Raw genomic sequence first — 17,976 nt, forward strand, 5'->3', positions numbered from 1 at the left:
ACGCCCGCGCCGATATTCCAGCGGTCATCGAGGCCATGCGCCAATATTGGATGCGATCCGCTACCCACGCGCCCGCTGATCACCGCAGACGTGGAAGCTCATGCCGGTTACCATGCAGCAGCTGGAATGAGAGAGTGACCTGACAACTTCGAAGGGCAATCATGCTACACTCTATGCCCTGAATAGTTGTCGTCTGCGCGATCAATTAACGCCCGTCGCTTCGCATACAAGGGCGTGAACTGAATCATCACGCCTTCGCCTCAGCCAGCCAAGACGCAACTCGAAACGGCTGTACAAAACTTGAGTCTGCCAAAGTCGTGCTGCGCACTTCAAATCTAACGCTAGGTTCGATTCCAATTGAGATGTCGAGAGGGTTGTTGCAGCTCTGTGACAGCATTTCTTCCAACAAATGGTAAGGAAGGTTTCGCTCTGGGAACGAGTACACGGAAGTAGCACCGACATGAAAATGAGCCGAATACTGAGCGCGAGCGTTATCATTGTTTGCATTCTGCGACCCGCATTTGGCGCGGACTCCGCTCCGCGACAGATCTATAAGGCGCTGCCGCCAACCGAGATTGCTGCCGCCTACTACGATTGGAGCGGCTTCTACGCCGGCCTAAATCATGGTTGGGGATCCAGTCAAAACTCCTGGTATCTAAACGGCACCACGCCCGAAGGCTCGCACGACGCAAGCGGGGGCACTTTGGGAGCGCAGATCGGCCACCGGTGGCAAGTTGGCAGAACTGTTTTCGGAGTGGAAGGCCGAGCCAATTGGTCCGACTTTAAAGGCTCCAATAACAGCGAATGGTCAAACGCCAAGAATCAAACGGCGCTGAGCAAGTTGGGATTGCTCACTGGTCACCTTGGATATGCCTTTGGCGAAGCGCTGCTATATGCCACCGCCGGCGCCGCGGTGACGAGTACCTCTTATAAGATCTACTCGGATGTGACAGGGCAGCAGCTTGCGACGGCAGATATCGTCCGCTGGGGTCTCGCTGTTGGAGGGGGAGTTGATGTCAAGATCGCAACGAACTGGTTCTTAGGACTGGAGTACAATCATCTCTTCCTGCCTGACAACGATGTGAACTTCTCCAACGCTTTTGGGACTGATCGAATCCACCAGGGCGTTGATCTGGTCACGGCGCGACTCAATTATAAGTTTGGCGATCCGATGGCCGCCTACAAATAGGCCGGCTCGCCTCCCAGAGAGCCCCGTGGGGAGAACAGAAGAAGCTCACCATGCAGTTAGGTCAGCGGCCAGAAACGGTCACTTCTACTTGTGAAAGATTCAAGAGGGCGCAAAGAATGAGCTTTGATCGTGTTCAATCTGCCCCGGCCTCTCCTCTCAACGCCCGCGTCCATAAGACTTCTGTCAAGTTCCGGACAGGCGCTTCGAGTCCGTAAGGATCGACACCGAATCACTGGGACCGCGCTGAGTTTCAAACCATGATGAAGCTGAGCGCGGTCCGCTGGCACGCCACTTGACAAGAGAGCAAGTACACCGCTGTCTACCCTTTCGTTTCCCCAGCAGGCCGACAATGTACACTCAAGCTCCCCTTGTTCCAAATAATTTGTAACACAACCCGAAAGCCTGGCTCGCCACGTCTTTGCGCGCATCGCCGACTTGCCGGCCGGCTGCACGAGTTGCTGCCGTGGAATTGGCGCCTCCTACGTCGACTTCCTTCGCTCAGGCGCAGTAGCCGTGCACGTCAACAAAGTTCATTCCGTCGTCGCAAAGAACTCGGCGAAGACGAGGACTCGCTCTGGAACGTGGCCGACGGAATGGATCCCGAGGACGGCGTCATCTGGGTTTATGGCAGAAGTCATGAAGGCCGTGGCGTTCACCGTCTTCGGCACCGAAAACCCGATAGAGCTCATCAGGATACACAAGGACGCCTCCCCTCAGGCGATGAAATTGGGGATCCACTGTCCGCGGCCTTGCTCGGACGGATGCGCGCCTGCCGCATGTCGGCGAGATTATCTCGCTCCACTCCGGTAAAGGTTGCAGAATCGGATAGCCCGCCGTCGGGATGCTCCGCGCGACTCATCCATACTGTAGATGCCTCCCATCAGAAGCATGCATTTTACAGCTCATGGGGCGGTCATATAGGACAGGTTGAGCGCGGCTGGGGCCAATCTAAGGGAGCGAATCTCGAATGAAGAAATTGGCTTTTGTAACTGCGAGCGCTGTGGCGCTTGCCGCGGCGGTACCCGCTTTCGTCTCTGAGGTTGCCGCACAACCGGCTGACGCCAAGGTGCAGGTAGCCGACACAGCGTACCCTCAATGCGAGGAGGACCCGTTGAATGGTCTCTGCGATATCTTTTTCTGTCTGGTCGATCCGGCTTGTACGCAGCCAGGGCTTGAAGACTGATCAGGGCTCTGGTTGATCCGGGCTCGCTGAGCATGTGGGACAAAATTGACGGGTTTTGCCCATGAAGGATTTCTGGTTCATCGTAGCCCGCAGCAGCATCGATGGAACAAGAATTCGGACCGCGCAAAGCGCAGGCGGAACTGCACCAAAGGACATTTGGCGCCAAACACGCCGGAGTATCCGGCGGAAGAGAAGATGCTATCGTCCAGGAAGGACTGCAGGGCGAGGAGAATATCTTTAGGGCTCAGCCGGCCGAGGTGTTGCCGCCTCAATGTACATGGCGGGTCCAAGGAGTTCCTCGGGACCGGTAGACATCGCCTGGCGGGCGGCACGGCATGTGCGGCAACTTCTGGCGCGGTGAAGGATCTGCGTCGTGAGACGACGGCGCTGAAAGAAATGGTGGCCGACCTTACGGTGGAGAACCGGTCGCCCAAAAACGTGAACGTGGATGGGGAGAACGAGGCATGAGATCTCCTGCGTCCGAGGTAGACCGAGATCATCCAGCTGGTCGAGCAATCGCATTTTCCGACCAAGCACACGCTGTACAAGCTTGGCATCCCACGCGCCACTTTCTATCCCTCGTATGAGGGCTAGCGGGAGGGCGGCAGCGACATGCTGGCCGATCATCGATCTCCGGAGCGGCTCCCTGCGAAGACGAGGACTGGCTGCCAGACGTCGCTTTAGAATGGACCCCTAGGACGACCTCATCTGGATCTTCGGCTTCGGTGACCATGGCATGATGGCGTTCACGACTACGGCACCGAGAGCCCGAGAGCCAGGTGGAGCTCATCAGGATACACAAGGACGACCTGGACTACTCAAGTGGTTAAATCGGTGCGTCTACGCTCCGCGGCTTAGCTCGAATGGATACACTTGGTCTCCAGCTGGCCTTCAAACTGCGTGATGTCGATATTCTGCGCTTTCACAAGCGCCAGCTCGATCTTGTACTTGAGCGAGTTTATGGCCGCATTGGGCAAGAGCGTAATTATCGGAAGAACTGCGGCCTACTGAAGACCAATCGCGAGCAGATCCGATAACAAGCATCGTGAGGCCTGAAGGGACCACGTATCTGCCTGAACTCGCGCAAGCAGTGATCCAGCGATATTCGTTTCTCAAATTCCCTAGCGCCGATGATTTTCAGAAGGAGAGCCAGGTCTTCGCGGTCGGGAAATTTGGCGACGTCCTGAGCAATGAGCTGAGCGTGTATGGCGACGGCACCATCGTGGCCGGGCGGTGCGGCACTGAAAAGCTAGAGGCGTTTATCGAGGATCTTTTCGGCATGGTTCAAGGCGCCGGTTATTCGCCGGCCACAGTTTTCGAGCCGGAGATGTACTTGGAGAGTAGTGTTATAGTCCGAGCTCGCAACGATTTGACGATCGCATTCGGTGCGCCGCCGGCCGCAACCGATCTCATCAAGCTGCCCTATCGAAGCAGACGGGAGCGCAGTATCTACCGTTCTTAACTCTCTTCGACTCTGATTTGCACGGTCCGAAAACGCGTCGCCGGCCGATTCGTTTTCCATGGAGCGGAGGGCAGGCATTCCTTTCGAGAAGCACGTCTGCTACTCACAAACGCCCCTTAGAACACAAGACCATCTCGCGCTGATTGCGCAGATTGAACAGATGGCAGGTTAGTTGATCGCTCGCAAAGGAATGACTTTGCTCTCGCCGAGTTCGATCAGTCCCATCAGGTGCGCTGCCCACAGGTCCAAGGCCTCGCGCTTTCCTTGAAGTAGGCATTGGTGTCGTAGGTGCGCACCAGCCGCGAGGGCAGGTGGTTCAGCACCGCCTCGGCGACGTGCGGACGCCTAGGAGAGATGGCATCTTCTCTTGCGCAGGTTATCCTGCCGGCGCTTTGCTCGGTTCGGGATTTCTGTTCCATCGATGCTCCTGGTGGCCACGATGAAGCAGAACTCTCATGCCAAAATCCATCATTTTTGTCTCACATGCTCTGACGGCGAGCCCTGATGGACCAGAGCTCGCTGATCAGTCTTCAAATCCGCTGCGTACAAGGCGGGTCGGTCAAACAACAAAAGAGATCGCAGACACCATTCAACGGGTCTTCCTCGCATTCAGGATACACTGTCTCGGCTACCTGCACCTTTGCGTCGACCGGTTGCGCGGCAACCTCAGCTACGAAACTCGGCACCGCCGCGGCAAGCGCCACGGCGCTCGCAGTTAAAAAACCGAATGTTTTCATTCGATAGTCGCTCCTTAGATGCCCAGCAGCCCTCAATGTGTCCTATATAGCGGCCTACGAGCTGTAAAATGCATGCTTTCGATGGGATGCATCTACAGTGTGGATGAGTATCGCGCGAAGCGCCCCCAATGACATCGATCAGCTGCCTCCTGGGGCATATAGCCGTCAAGACATCCAAGCCGTGGCCGCGCTTATGTCCATCTGTGCTCAACGCGGTTCTATAGCCCTTCAGCCAGATAGCGGCGGAAGACGTTCCTTAACAACGACATCAGGGCAATTGCAGAGTGCAGCAAGTTTCGGGGCTCAACCTGCGGCGGCGGCAGTTTCGCTTTCAATGCTGAACGCGATGCGAAAGCCGAGCCTGGTACGCCATCGGAGCCTGCGCTGTGGCGCCGAATTTGTAAGCTACAACCTGACGTAACGTGAGATTTGCATTTCGCGTTGGTGCTGTTAGGTAGAGACGGGTGGGCCAATCTAAGGAAGGGATGCTCGAATGAAAAAAATGTTGTTTGTGACTGTGACCGCCATCGCGATCGCAGCGACGATGCCGAATATCGCGGCTGAGGCCGCGGCACCGGTCGTCACCATGGCGCAGGCCGACGGTACGTCAGACCCTTGCAGCGCCAGCCCGGAGATGGCTTGGGTCTGCGAAACCTTTTTTTGCTTATGCGACCCGGAGTGCAGACGGACAATAATCCACTAAACGTCCGGTCAGAAGAAATTAAGAGGATGGACTGACCTGGCGGTTTGCTGGCACAGCGGCTCTGTCCTCTTGGCGTTCCGACAACACACCGAGCGGACCACTCCGCTGACCACACTCGCTCGGTGTGTGCGCCAGCGCGGCTGAAGGAACCGTCGCGGAAAGGAGCAACAGCCTTGTTCGCCCACGTGCACGGCGGCCGCCTCAGTGCCGATAGCGTCTCGTCCCTGCTGGGAAGCATGTTCGTGTCGCTCACAAGGGTTTGCCCGTCTCCGAAGACCAAGTGCGTGTCACCGCACGTGCTGATGCACAGCGCTGCGATGGAACTGCCGCAAGCCGGCGTCGATTGCTCCGTGATCGCTGTGGCTCAGTCGTGAATTGGTCGAGACGACGCAGACGTACCTGCACGCCCAACTCGCCCTCAGGAAGCTGCCCTGGCAAAGCTCAAGCCGTACGAGCGCGGCAAGCGAACCCGCCACCAGCCGAACGACCGCTGCTCGCCTCTCTGGAGGCGCTCTGAACGACCAGACTATGCAGAATGGAATCGGGCTGCCATGCACGCGATCGACGGTGCCAGCGTGACAACGGCGTGTCATAAGCCCATTCGGCATAGTTCGGGGGGCGGCATAAACGGGCCTATGCCGCCCGCGGCATAGAATTGTATCGATCAACGAAGCCAGGACTGCCCAATTGTCGGCCCCCGTCGTCGCAACCAGCAAAATGGGAGTTCTTGGCGTTGAGCTTGATCGGCAGCATCGCACGCTCGACAGCATTCGTGTCCATCTCGATGCGCCCGTCATCAGGGTAGAGCGTCAGGCCGTCCCGATGACGCAATGCATAACGCAACGCCTTCGCCGTGTCGCTCTTTTGTGCAAGGTGATCATTGTCTGCACGTGACCGTTCTTGCATTCTTCAGCCGTGCGGCGGCTGATTGCAGATCCTTCACCCGCAAGCTCTAGTTTCACCTTGGTCCGAAGGACAGCAGTCGCTTGTTCATTGGCCTTAATCAGGCGCTTTGCCTCTGCGGCCCATTCGGGGTTCAGTTCGAAGAGATTCTTGAAGCGGTGAATCGACACCAGCGCGGGCTTAGGCCGCCCTGAAGTGAGCTTGCTGAGCGTGTCCCCTGCGATCAGCCTCCGCATAAACTCATTAGCGAGATACCGGTGCGACCACAACGTGGAGCTCTCAGCCGACAGGTTCGGCAAATAGCCTGACGAGCTTCGGCTGCCTCCAGCGTCCTGGCAGATATTGTCTCACCGCGGTCCAATTCCTGCGTCGGACTAATTACCGGCCTTCAACGATCTTGCGGCGCCCAGATGCGTTTGCGACGTGTCGATCTGCCCGGCAGCATACTCTCCAGCAGCATCCTTACTTTCGACGCCTTCTTGTACTCTGCGATATCTTTTTGATGGTCTGCGAGCATGTGAGTCGCGAACATCTTATCGAAGCCCGCGCTAGACATCTTGGACATCTTGTCATGTTCGGCTATTTGCTTCGCATTCGGTCCGCTTGGTGCGCGCATTCCCAGCAGCAACTAAAGCCTTCTGATTGGCGGCAGTATGGTCTGTGGAAAGCATTCTGCCATAGGACTTCACGGCATCGCTTTGACCGTTCTGTGCGCCAACTCTCCCATGCTCACTTCAGCGAAATGCCCTCGATTGCCTTCTTAAGGAACGTTTGCTTTGCTTTCTTTCGCGGATGCGTCGGCATTCTAAGCGCCATTAAGGATCTCCCGAGCGACAATAGCATTCTCTTCAAGGCACACTCCTGTAAGTTGTTTGTCGATGACCACGTCAATAGTCGAACAGGTTCCAATTGAGCACCGCCAAGCGTCTCCAACCACTCGCTCCGCCTGTTTGAGCATTGATTACTTTGCACGACCGACGCAGCAATTGCGTCGCACTTATGCCGGTTTGGCTCAGTGATAGAGCGCCGCCCTAGTACGACGGAGGCAAACAGTTCAACCTCACCGGCGCCACTTATTTAGCCAGCAACCGGCCGCCGGCCATGCAGCGCCAGTAGCTTGCCATCAATGCAGTGCGCTGGCATCGACTGGTGCGGCGGCTTTGATCGAGGTCGACAGCCTATCTGCCTTCGCCGCAATTGCTATGGCGAGTTGACGTTGGAGCTTGAATGGAGCCTTGCCTCCGGGGCTGCCGATTACTCGCCATGTTGTTAGACCACGCCCTTAGCGTTCAACGAGCGGCAGTTCGGCCCAAAAGAAAAAAGCAGTTCGCCGAGAGTGGAGATGCGCTGACTTGCGGACGCCCAAGAAGCATTCGAAAGATCGGACGCCAGTCGCGAAGATTTCGAAGGAGATGAAGCGCACCGTTGGCGCGCTACGCCAGAAGGCGCTGCACCTTCGAGCTGGATGACGCCATTCAAGTGTTCTCCAATCGGAACTCAGCCTCATTGAGTTACTTGTGGACAAGCGTAAGCCAACTTGCTGCACTCCCTTGACCTCGGCTGGATCTTTTATCTCACATCTATTTCACCCGGGGGGGGGCCCTGAGCGGCAGTGATGCTGGAAGGATGATTTGAGCACCATATTGAATCACAGCTTTCAAAACTAAGGCCCACCACTGGGTGGCCTTTTTGCTGGTGGTCGTGAGCCGGCAGGAACTACGCCCACCCTCTGCATTTCCAAATTGCTCCCGGCCTGTCCCCAACCCCGTAAGGCGGGAGTGCACTGCGTGTTAGTAGCATGGCGGCGCCAACCTTTTGCCCGAGGTTGGGGCCGTTCTTTATTTACGCGCCTGTTGTCATCGAATGGCGGCGCATCATCCGATGCGTAGATTTTCGGCCGAGTCTTTTCCGCAATGGTTCACGACGTCGAAGCTTACCTTGGCGCCCTCGGCGAGCGAAGTGAAGCCAGCTTTTTCAACTGCCGAAATATGGACGAAGACGTCCTTGCCGCCGCTGTCAGGTTGTATATATAAATCCATACCCTTTATCGGGTTGAACCACTTCACTGTCCCCATAACCATTTTGGCTTCTCCATTCTTCAAAAACAAAAGCTAGTTCCCGAATTTCGACTAAAGAAAGGCTGCCCTTGCGGCCTTTGTCATTCAGCAACGGACCAACCGACCACGCTGATCTATCCAGTCTAAAGCTGGCCCAGGGCGCCTCGACCAGCATGGCTCGCGCGTGACTGCGGCCGATCTTGCTGACGCGGCCGTGAGGGGCGACTCGCGCACCCGAGGGTTCAGCCCGAAATAGCTGATTCTGCGGGCTGCTGGACCGGCTCTTGTCGTCACGGCCATGATCCCGGTGGCGACCGCCAGATTCACACCGGTGATCGTCATCAATCTGTTGACCGCGGCATCGTCGATGCGTCCTGCGCGATCTCGCGGTCGAGCAGGCCAAGTCTTCCGCCAGCCGGTCAGGCTCACGAACGTGCGGATCGACCGCCGCGAGCTCATCGTCCGGCAACTGTTGAGCGGCCCAGCCGCGCCCGGCCGCGGGCGTTGAAAAGATCGGCATGCGGGCTTTTCGGGATCAGGTGCGCGTGCAGGATCGAATGCACCTCGTTCTCGAGCCGCGGCGATGCCGCACGACCTGGTAGGCTTACCACCAGCCCACGCTTGCTTCGGTCTCCGCGCCAGGCGTCCAGATCTGCGGCAGGTAGCCGGCCGCCTGCAGACTGGCGAGCGTGCCGGCATTGATCTTGTCGGTCTTGACGTGAGCCTTGGCCATCGCCTTCACCTGCAACGGATTGGCGATAATCATTCGAGGCACGAATGGCACCAGACCCCGCGACACCGCGATGCTGTTGGCGGTCACCTCAACCACGTCGTCATCACTGGCCAGCAGGATCTTGCCAAAGACCTGCAGCGCCGACCGCGTCATAACAATGCGGCCCGTATGTCGGAGGCTGCCGTCCTCCCAAGACACGACCTCCCCAAAAATTCGGTGGACGTCGATGCCAATCACCTGTCGCAGTCGCGCCTCCTCTGCCACGACACATGACGGAGCTGCGGGCGACACGACAATTACGGATTCGCCCTCTCAGCCCAACCGGGCGATTCGCAGAGACGGCCAGCTGCTAACTCGAGCTCGCGGCTCATCGTATGCATCGGTCTGCCCGCGCCTTCGTGCTCCCGGTGCCTCTGTCCCAATGATCCCACCATACGCCACGATGTAGATGATCGCAGCCGAACATTGGCACCGAGAGATCTCATAGCGGTTACCATGCCCATCGAAAGCGTATTCGCGACCTTGCGACACAGAACCGTGCGGACGAAAGGGGCATCTGTTCGGTACGACGCAGGCTGATGGTGTTCAAGCTGGTTATCGCCGCATCAAAAAAGTGGCGGCGGCTCAAAGGCAAATCAGTTGCCGAAGCTGATCGCAGGTGTCAAACTCAACGACGGCATCGAGGTCATCCACATGCCGGCAAACGACGCCGCCTGATCGCCTTGTCCCTCAAGATCCACACCTCCATCGATCCTGCCATGATCTTGATTGGGACATCAGGGAGTCCTTCTAGCCGGCGCGAGTATAGCCGAGACAGCAGATCACAATATCTGATGAGCACCGCCGCCTCTCACACGACACATTCAGAAAACTGACGGGTTTCGTGCCCTTGGCCAGCCGCGAGGAGAAAGCGACCAGAGACGATCCGGCCGTCCTCCCGTCGAGACCTGTCGTGTCATGGACTGCAAAAAGCCACCCGCGCGCCGTACCGAAACCGCGTTCGGCTGCGCGCTGGTTTCATTTACCAGGTGAACCTCGCGCCATCAGGCACTTCACAGACGAATTCTCCCTGATTTACGAGTTCGGTCGTCCCGACGATAAGCTTGGAGGCCCGCACGGTCAGCTTGCCTTCGCGGCTGAGACTGTGACGAATATACTCGGTCACTGCATGTCCGGAGCCATCCATAGTTTGATGCGCGTTGGCGAAACTGATGCCGTTCTGGGCAGTCACTCTGAAGGCGCTAATAGCCAGGCCCGCCTGCATCGTCGACCCGGGCTTGCCACCGTTGGCGGCGGTACATCGGCTCATGTCCAGTATGAGCTTCACATTTTTTCCGGCCAGCAAGGCATCGAGCACCTCAGCGTAGCTCGGCGAGGGCTCTTCTGCTCTCGCCATCGTGTTCACGCATGCAGCCGAAAGCATGGAAAACAGGATGGATAGAACTTTGCCAGTCAACTTCATACCCTTTCTTCCTCCTAAGAACTACGAAACGTGTAAGCGCAAGGCTTCCGAGATGTCGTTCTTGCAAGAGGTTGCGGATTCCAGACGTCAAGCGACTGCGTCCTTGCGACATCAACAACGTGACGTAACCAGGCGCAAGTGGCTGCGAATGCCATTCCGACGTCACAAAAACGTAGGTCAGGTTTACTACGCGGTCTCGCGGGCGTAACAGGCACCGGCTTTTCCGGGCCCGATGTGCAAGAATATTTTTCCCGAGATTCCGCCGAATTTGACCGATCGGCACATCGCATCCCCCTAGATAGTCTGAACGGCCGGTGATCGTCTCGCTTGATTTTAGGCCCAAATCTTCACAAACCAAAGGAGCTAAACGTGCATACGTTAGCTTATGGTCTGGTGACCTTGGGTTACCTGATCCTCTTCATCCTGAGCCTGGGTTCCTGATACCGGGTCGCAGGGCAGCCTCGGCTGCCCTGCCCTCAGACAGTCACGCACTCGCCCAACCTGCTCAGCTCTGCGGCCGCCACCTTAGCGATCATCTCGGCCTCCATCTCATCTCGCCGTTCACCGGAATGCGCCTCGCGATTAGCCCCCTCATCTGCCAGCGCAAGGATATGGTGACACTCCAGGCACCGCGAGCCATCGGCGCATTTGAAGCCCAACTTGCCGCAGTATTCGCATCTCCACCAGCGCGCTGGATGACGGCTGCCTGACCCTTGGGTCGCTCGCATACCGCATGCCGACAAAGGTCGTCTGTTCTGGGCTGTGCGTGCCGAGATCGTCGATCGCGTCGGAATACGCCATGGCCCCCACGCCCGCGAGCCGGAGCCGCCGCTCGCCCGGTGGGAGCCATGTCGCCAGATAGGCCAGGCCCTTCGGTTGCTGCAGCCCTTCAGCCGTTCAAGGGCTGTGCCAATGGCGCTGATGTCGACGACCGCGCGATCTCGGGGGCAAGCACGGTGAACCGCTTGGGTTGGCAGCGCCTAATGCGGGATGCGAGTCTGGCAAGTTTAATGTTGTGGTCGCCGAAACGCTGGACCGCATTCGCGCGACCAGGAAGATCTGACCGGCGGTCACAAGCGGCTGCGCTTCGTGGGCGTTGAAATCCGCACGGCGCAGGATGGCATAGTCGGCGACACCCACATCGGCGTGAAGGGATTGCTGGGCTCGCTCTATCTCAAGGACCTAGCGCAAAAGATGCGACGTCGTCAGGCCGGCGTGGTGCGGCACGGCCGCAACAACGGCGGCCGTAGTTACGGCTATCGGCCGATAGCTGGAAAATCCGGCGAGCTTGAGATCGATAAGACAGAGGCAGCGATCATTCGCAGAATCTTCGTTGACTATCTCGACCCCAGATCGTCGCGGTCTTGAACAACAAGAAAGTGCCTGGCCCGCATGGCGGCGTCTGGAATGCGTCAACCATCGCCGGCAGCCGCAAAACGCCTGAACGGCATCCTGCAAAACGATCTGTACTTCGGTCGCATCATCTGGAGCCGGAAAGCCCTTCATCAAGGACCTTAAAACTAGCAATCGCATCAGCCGCGAGAATTCGCGCTATCAGTAGATGACAGTCGATGCCGAGCACCTGCGCATCATCGATGCAGATAGCTGCACACGCGCACGGGCACGCCGTGAGGATCGCGGCGGCCCGAGCGGCACCTATGCTACGCGACCGAAACACATCTTGTCGGGCCTCCTCAACTGCGGCTGCTGCGGTGCGGGCTATGATGTGGTCGGCGGCAACGACAAGCGCGGCCCTCTCCTACCGTGCACGCGCGTGAAGGAGACAGGCCTGTGCGATAACCGACGCTACGTGTCGCGCCTCGCGATCACAAACGTGCTCAAGGGAATTGAGGAAAATCTGGCGTCGCCTGTGCTGATTGCCGAGTACGTCCGCGAATATCATAGGGTTCACGCGAATTGCACAGTTCAGCGGCCCACCACCGCCGCGACCTCGCAAAACGGCTGGGCAATGTCAACGTGACGATTTTAAAAGCAGTGGACGCTCTCATCGGCGAAAGCCCAAGCCCAGCCTTGCGCGAGCGGCTAGCCAAGCTGGAAACGGAGCGCGATGAGATCGAGGCCGCAATCGCCGCCGTCGTCCCGCCCGTTGTGTAATTTCATCAAACGCGGCGAACGCCTACCGCGACAAGGTCCGCGAGCTGAAAAAGACGCTTGCCGAGTCCGGCGAGGACAGCCTTTTAGCCGCCCATGAAGCCATTCGGGAAACAGTCGCGAAGGTAGTGATCCACCCGCGTGGTGCGTACAAGCCGGTCGAGTTTGAAATTTACGACCAACTCGCCGCCCTGCTCAGGATTTCTGAGAGGGCCGCCGAACCCCTAGAGTCTATGGGTCGTTGGTTGCGGGGATAGGATTTGAACCTATGACCTTCAGGCTATGAGCCTGACGAATCGTCGCAAAGCTGCGTTCGCTTGATCAGCTTCTGTTAGATTCCTTAGCTGAGTTCGCAGCAAGCCCGCAATCCGCGTAGCTGGAATTGAGTATTTCGTCGCTAAGCAGGAATGAAAACACGCTATATCAACGCTCAGCTGCCCCACGGATATGATCGTTATCGCGACGCGAGTCATTCCGGTTGAGCAGCATCAGGCCAATCTTTAAATTCCAGTTCGAATTGACCAGGATTGAGGGGTTTGGTCGTGAATTTCACGGTCCTTCCTGAGAGAGCCGCCAGCGATCCAGATGCGAACTTAAACACCATCTTGCCGGAAGCTGCGATGCCAACAGCCCTGTTGTCCTCAGTGCCAGACGAACCGGTCCCCTCCAAGAGCTGACCAATCGCGATTCCGTCGCGCGCACGGTACACGTCTATAGAAGCCAAGTACCTACCTTTCTCACTGTCCCACTCGCTGACCGACAGTCCCGTAATTCCCGCGTCCTTCAACAGACCATCGGCGACATGGCAGGTGTATTGAAGACTGATGAGGACGTGCCCATTCGGATCGCCTGTCTCCTCCCGATCGGTGCCGTCTATGGTGCAAACGTAGCGCCGCGTCGAGTCCGCGAGCACAATCTCATGGAGCCCAAGCAGCCCCAAAGCAGAACATAGTACCATACAGAGGGAGAGCGGTTTCATTGCCTAAACTCCGCGGATATGCCTGCGCCCTGTTGTACAACCTGACGCTACGGCCGATACAAGCATGTTCGGCTGGGTACTCCTCGCAGCGACATCGGCATGTTGTTGAGCCCAGGCGACGGGCAGGCACGCGAGTGCTCGCTGGAGTGAAGCTCAATGCTGTGGAGAGCAGCTCGAGCCAATTCGACCAGAGGGATCAACGACAGCTCAGAAGCAACGGTATCGCCGGGTCTAGGTTTTTCCGGCCCCTTCCGCGACCGATGCCGCACGCCACCTCGCGATCATACGGCGTCTCGATTGGCTGCATCTGGAGTTTCACTCGCCGTTTCGCGCGGTGAAAGGCCAGCTAGCTACGAGGGGGTAAGATCGACCCGCCAGCATGGATAGACGCACTCTATGGCCATCCGCGCACTGCCAGACCCAGCCCGGGGCACAAGATTCACCCATCTCTGGTGCGCGCCCTGGACTTAGGCGGCCCAACCAGCTCTGAGCGACGATCACCTCAATCCTGATGGCGATTGGCTTGTCTACATGCTGTGGCGCTGGACTGCAGAAGACGTCCACTGCCCAGGGCAACTGTCGATCACCTTAGAACCAGCCTTCTGGTCGAGACACCCTGGAGGATGCCCCGGTTTGTCCCGGCAAGTCCGGACAACTTCAACACGTGTCAGGGCTCTCAGTTCAATCGTTTTTACCGGCCTGCTCGCCGACGACGGCATTGCGATCAGCATGGACGGCAACGGCGCATCGAGGGACAAACGAGTTTGTCAAACGGCTCTGCGCAAAGTCAAACACGAGAGACTTTACCTGCTGCGACAGCGTCAACCGGGTGCGCAGCTCGATCGCGTAACATCTAGACTTCTATAACAGCATCCTCTTGACGAGCGCGCCGGATTCAGCCGACCTCATCCCGGCCGCCACTCCACATGACAGTGCAGCCCCGGCAGAGGCCGGTCATCGACGCGGAACAACCAGAACCGGCTCAATTCACTGGAGAACATTCCAACGGTGGCACGATGCCCACGCTACAATTCATCGATCTGGGGTAGGCCAACGACCTGCTCAGTCATCGCCATGTAAGAGGACGAACGCGAACAGCACGATGAACGCCAACGCCGTCCGCCCAACCTGGCCTGCGGGCGACGGGATCTAGCGATGGCGGACCATCGATCGGCTCACAATGTGCTTACGCCTCCTCTCCCCCCGGAGACCCCTCAGCATTTCGAGGATAATCGGCAATTGAAGACTCCATGGCGCTGCGCGAAGCCGAAGGGTTTCGGCTGAAGCGAAAGCAACGCGCCAGAGGCAAGCACCAGGATGAAGATGATGTCTCGAGCCGCCCAGGCGGTTGAGCGCCAATACGGCACGGCCGTTCATCTCTTCAAGCGCGCGACTGTGCGCGATCGCCAGACCCCCACCTTTCGGGCAAATCGATCCATACATCAGCAGGACCACGCAAAAGTGTATCTTGATCCGGTACAAAGATATTGTCAGGCACTCTGAGGCCGCGACCGAGGGCCACTCCGCTGATTATGAAGGGAAGCTCGATCTGCTTCTGATCATCAAAGCTGTCCGCACCAACAACACGTAGAGATTCCAATTCAAACTGTCGGAATTTGATTAGCGGCTTCGCCGAGTCTATCAACTTTTGGGCGCAAGACACTCCCCGCGCGGCCGCCTTTCTCAAGTGGTCCAGCGCCATGTAGAGAGACGAAAGCTCGTCTAGCTCGGAACGATTGAAGTGTCGCAAACGCGAAGAAATAGGCACTCCGTTCTTGTATCGTACGGTGGGCACAAATCGTATCTCGCAATCAAGTAGCAGATCTGCGACCGCTCGCTTCACGAGAAGAGCCTGTCCAATATCCTTCAAGCCGAAATAGCTGCGAGACGGTCGAGCGAAACATATCCAGCGGATGCATCCGGTGATACCTTCCATTAAGAGCCCATGAGGTCCGCTCGCACGCAGCGGATAATCCCCTTGAGATACAAACGTTCGATATCCAGGCGGGAACATCTCCGCGTCCGTCGTCGAAATCACGGCAGAAGCGCCTGCTCCTCGTGCGAGCGCAACGTCATCCTGCAGATTGAACTCGTATTCAGGACTCGAGCTGAGCTGAATTTTGTTGGGATAGACGGTGACGATGGCCACGTCGTTCTCGACTGCGGCCCTTCTGATCAACTCCGCATGGCCCAAATGTAACGCACCCAAAGTGTGTACTGTGCCGACAGTGCGACCTCTTCTTGCCATGTCCGCGATGAAGGCCTTGCCAGCGGAAAGAGAGTCTAGATGCATACATTCTGCTCCGTCATGTTGATTGCACAGCAGTCCGGACGCTCGATCAGGCAGGAAACGTTTTGAGAGTTTCGCTCACACGCCCCTCGGGCGGCCGCTCAAAAGCGCTGGTGCCGGTACAATGGGGATGCATCGTCCTCCTCCATTTGCTTTCTGCGGTGATAGCTGGCTTAGATCGCCATGAGCACTTCGGCTCAAATCAGCTCGATCCCTCTCGACCGCGCCTCATGAGAGATGAGAAGTCAGCCAGATACTCTGACGGTTTGCATTTCTGATCTTCCACGCCCTCCAAAGCGGCTTGAAGCCCTGGACATCTGTCGGCAAAGAACGGCGGTTCAAAAGTCGTTATCTCTGCATCTGAAAAATCAGTCTTTACAAAGCTTGCCTGGAACGGCGTAACTCCACTCAGGTTGGCCTTGCGGAGGGACGACTGATTCATTCGAGCATATGCTGTACGAGCAGCTTTCAGGTTGCTGCCGGTCATTCCTGCGGCGATATATGACTGAACAAGGTTGGCTCCTTCGAAATTGGCGCGATTCAAGGCCATAGATTGCGGAGGATCACCTGTAATCATTGATCGATATAGATACGCCTGTGAAAAATCGGCATCATCGATATCGCAGTCGCGTATGAAGGCACAGCGGGCGCGAAAGCCGCGCAATTGAGCGGAGCGCATTGTGCTCTCGATAATCGAAATGGTTTCGCCCGATGAGCGGGATAGATTAGCTCCATCGAGCTGGCAAGAGCGGATAGATACCCTGTTCAACACCGCGCCGATGAGATTGGCGCTGGCCAGATTTACAGACAGAAGTCGCGCCTCAGATAAGTCGGCCTCTTCAAGCTCCGCCTTCGCTAGATTTGAGAGGCTGATATCCGAAAACGGGGCGTTCAGCGCTTTGGCCAGGATGCGACCGCTTGCCTTTGCAAGCCTGAAATAGGGAAGATGAGCGTTCTCTAGAACCAGACCATCGACCGAAGTAGGGCGCAGGATCGATAGACACTCTCCCCTGGACTGCAGAAGCGAGCTGCCAGTCAGATGTGCCTTCGTCATTGTTACCTGGCTCAACTTGGCAGAATGGAACGACGACGAAGGCATATAGCATTCATTGATAGTCGATCCTTGCAGTTCGGCGCCATCAAAAACAGCCTCGCTTGCGTCACACTGATAAAATAGAACGCCGCTTAGCACCGCATTGTCGAAACGCGTTCTCCTCATGCTGCAGCCGTGGAACAGACTGCCTGTTGCATCGATGAGATTACGCAGACTTGCATCATCGAAATTGCAGACCTGAGCGGCAATTGCATGCATATACGCAAAATCGAGCTTGGCTTTGCGAAAACTTGCTCGCTCTAATCCGGGACAGATAAGGTTGGCCTCGGACAGATCGGCTCCATCCAGCTTTGCCCCATGAAGTTGCGCGCGATTGAGAATGGATCGCCGCAACGGAAATCCGGATAGATCGTGGCCGTTAAGTTTCTCGGAAGACAGCTGCAGGCCGATGCCCGTCTTCTTGATCGCTTCCTCGGTTCGCTTTCCCACCGCGGCCAACGCGGACGCCCGATCACCATTTCGGCTCCAGTATCGGACAAAATTACCATCTTCCGGTGATTGGCTCATTGTCGTCGCGCGTAGACCCAACTTTTCGTACACGCCACCGTGGCTGTGTCTCTCGGTAGCTTTCGTCACGGTCAATATTATCCATTCTCAATGACGAGCACGCTAAACCTCGTTGATCCCGCGTTTTCCTAGATGGCCTTTTTTTGGGGTGGCCGAGGTTTGCCGCTCATCGAAATGCTTGGACGGAACCATGACTTGAGCTGCGCAATTTCACGCAGCCGCCATTCTCATAGCAGGCACTCTTCATGCATTCACCTAAGCAACGTCTGTGCCAGCCAATCATGCTGAACAGACGCTGATTACCTGTCCAGAAGCGGCTGCGAGCCTAAGCTGCCACGGTTTGCACCCGACACGCTTTCGCGCCTCTGGCACAAACCCGACAAATCCTGCCATACACCAATTGGTGCGTCCCGACTCGTTCCCTGTGTCTTTGGGGGGGGCAAAGTGGGTGTCAGTCTCCCTTACGATCAAGCAAGGGTGTGCCATGAGCTGCATGCGCGGCGGTTGCGCAGCCACTTGCCGCCGCTGGACCCAGAAGTGGACGC

14 protein-coding genes and 3 pseudogenes are annotated in these 17,976 nt (G+C 57.2%); 7 read left to right on the forward strand and 10 right to left on the reverse strand.

The genetic code is table 11. From position 1 onward, the window contains the following. Positions 1-460: 460 nt before the first annotated feature. From BCCGELA001_RS30940 to BCCGELA001_RS30955, 3 genes are all read left to right on the forward strand, one after another. Positions 461-1,189, forward strand: a complete 729-nt coding sequence (locus BCCGELA001_RS30940) for an outer membrane protein (protein ID WP_008545659.1) — start codon at positions 461-463, stop codon at positions 1,187-1,189. 967 nt (positions 1,190-2,156) lie between these two features. After that, positions 2,157-2,372, forward strand: a complete 216-nt coding sequence (locus tag BCCGELA001_RS30945) for a hypothetical protein (protein ID WP_008545661.1) — start codon at positions 2,157-2,159, stop codon at positions 2,370-2,372. Positions 2,373-3,462: 1,090 nt separating this feature from the next. Beyond that, a complete protein-coding gene (locus BCCGELA001_RS30955; protein WP_008545671.1) occupies positions 3,463-3,834 on the forward strand; it encodes a hypothetical protein in 372 nt (123 codons plus the stop codon). A 224-nt stretch (positions 3,835-4,058) separates the two neighbouring features. Here BCCGELA001_RS30955 and BCCGELA001_RS37675 read toward each other — a convergent pair whose 3' ends face one another. Both BCCGELA001_RS37675 and BCCGELA001_RS36575 read right to left on the reverse strand, forming a co-directional pair. Beyond that, entirely contained in the window at positions 4,059-4,253 is a 195-nt protein-coding gene (locus BCCGELA001_RS37675; RefSeq protein ID WP_144441590.1) for a hypothetical protein, read from the reverse strand. 111 nt (positions 4,254-4,364) lie between these two features. Beyond that, a complete protein-coding gene (locus tag BCCGELA001_RS36575; RefSeq protein WP_083543471.1) occupies positions 4,365-4,571 on the reverse strand; it encodes a hypothetical protein in 207 nt (68 codons plus the stop codon). A gap of 493 nt (positions 4,572-5,064) precedes the next feature. Between BCCGELA001_RS36575 and BCCGELA001_RS30960 the strand changes: the two genes are divergently transcribed. After that, positions 5,065-5,274: a hypothetical protein gene (locus tag BCCGELA001_RS30960; RefSeq protein WP_008545677.1), complete on the forward strand. Its 210-nt coding sequence runs from the start codon at positions 5,065-5,067 to the stop codon at positions 5,272-5,274. 656 nt (positions 5,275-5,930) lie between these two features. Here the strand turns inward: BCCGELA001_RS30960 and BCCGELA001_RS36585 are convergent. From BCCGELA001_RS36585 to BCCGELA001_RS38545, 4 genes and pseudogenes are all read right to left on the reverse strand, one after another. Then, positions 5,931-6,153, reverse strand: a pseudogene (locus tag BCCGELA001_RS36585) (IS66 family transposase); the annotation flags it as partial. Positions 6,154-6,565: 412 nt separating this feature from the next. Continuing rightward, positions 6,566-6,848, reverse strand: a pseudogene (locus BCCGELA001_RS39155) (DUF4142 domain-containing protein). Positions 6,849-8,051: 1,203 nt separating this feature from the next. Continuing rightward, positions 8,052-8,258, reverse strand: a complete 207-nt coding sequence (locus BCCGELA001_RS30980; protein ID WP_008545680.1) for a cold-shock protein — start codon at positions 8,256-8,258, stop codon at positions 8,052-8,054. Between the two features lie 580 nt (positions 8,259-8,838). After that, entirely contained in the window at positions 8,839-9,204 is a 366-nt protein-coding gene (locus BCCGELA001_RS38545; protein ID WP_193409750.1) for a hypothetical protein, read from the reverse strand. 213 nt (positions 9,205-9,417) lie between these two features. On the opposite strand from BCCGELA001_RS38545, the pseudogene BCCGELA001_RS38210 reads away from it, so the two are divergent. Then, positions 9,418-9,684, forward strand: a pseudogene (locus tag BCCGELA001_RS38210) (IS256 family transposase); the annotation flags it as partial. A gap of 304 nt (positions 9,685-9,988) precedes the next feature. Here the strand turns inward: BCCGELA001_RS38210 and BCCGELA001_RS30995 are convergent. Then, positions 9,989-10,429: a VirK family protein gene (locus tag BCCGELA001_RS30995; protein ID WP_008545692.1), complete on the reverse strand. Its 441-nt coding sequence runs from the start codon at positions 10,427-10,429 to the stop codon at positions 9,989-9,991. Positions 10,430-11,518: 1,089 nt separating this feature from the next. Here BCCGELA001_RS30995 and BCCGELA001_RS39165 point away from each other — a divergent pair. Both BCCGELA001_RS39165 and BCCGELA001_RS39170 read left to right on the forward strand, forming a co-directional pair. Continuing rightward, positions 11,519-11,797 carry a hypothetical protein gene (locus tag BCCGELA001_RS39165; RefSeq protein WP_060737025.1) on the forward strand — a complete coding sequence of 93 codons (279 nt, stop codon included), beginning with the start codon at positions 11,519-11,521 and terminating at the stop codon, positions 11,795-11,797. A 193-nt stretch (positions 11,798-11,990) separates the two neighbouring features. Then, on the forward strand, positions 11,991-12,410 hold the full coding sequence (locus tag BCCGELA001_RS39170; protein WP_060737026.1) for a recombinase zinc beta ribbon domain-containing protein: 420 nt from the start codon (positions 11,991-11,993) through the stop codon (positions 12,408-12,410). Between the two features lie 600 nt (positions 12,411-13,010). On the opposite strand, the gene BCCGELA001_RS31015 is transcribed toward BCCGELA001_RS39170, so the two are convergent. The 3 genes from BCCGELA001_RS31015 to BCCGELA001_RS31025 all read right to left on the reverse strand — a co-directional run bounded on the left by BCCGELA001_RS31015 (position 13,011) and on the right by BCCGELA001_RS31025 (position 17,500). Continuing rightward, on the reverse strand, positions 13,011-13,520 hold the full coding sequence (locus tag BCCGELA001_RS31015; protein WP_060737027.1) for a hypothetical protein: 510 nt from the start codon (positions 13,518-13,520) through the stop codon (positions 13,011-13,013). A 1,381-nt stretch (positions 13,521-14,901) separates the two neighbouring features. After that, a complete protein-coding gene (locus BCCGELA001_RS31020; RefSeq protein WP_008545700.1) occupies positions 14,902-15,813 on the reverse strand; it encodes a pantoate--beta-alanine ligase in 912 nt (303 codons plus the stop codon). Positions 15,814-16,012: 199 nt separating this feature from the next. Continuing rightward, on the reverse strand, positions 16,013-17,500 hold the full coding sequence (locus tag BCCGELA001_RS31025) for a pentapeptide repeat-containing protein (RefSeq protein ID WP_236840792.1): 1,488 nt from the start codon (positions 17,498-17,500) through the stop codon (positions 16,013-16,015). Positions 17,501-17,976: the final 476 nt, after the last annotated feature.

Origin of the sequence: Bradyrhizobium sp. CCGE-LA001 (genome assembly GCF_000296215.2) — a bacterium.
Lineage (GTDB): Bacteria > Pseudomonadota > Alphaproteobacteria > Rhizobiales > Xanthobacteraceae > Bradyrhizobium.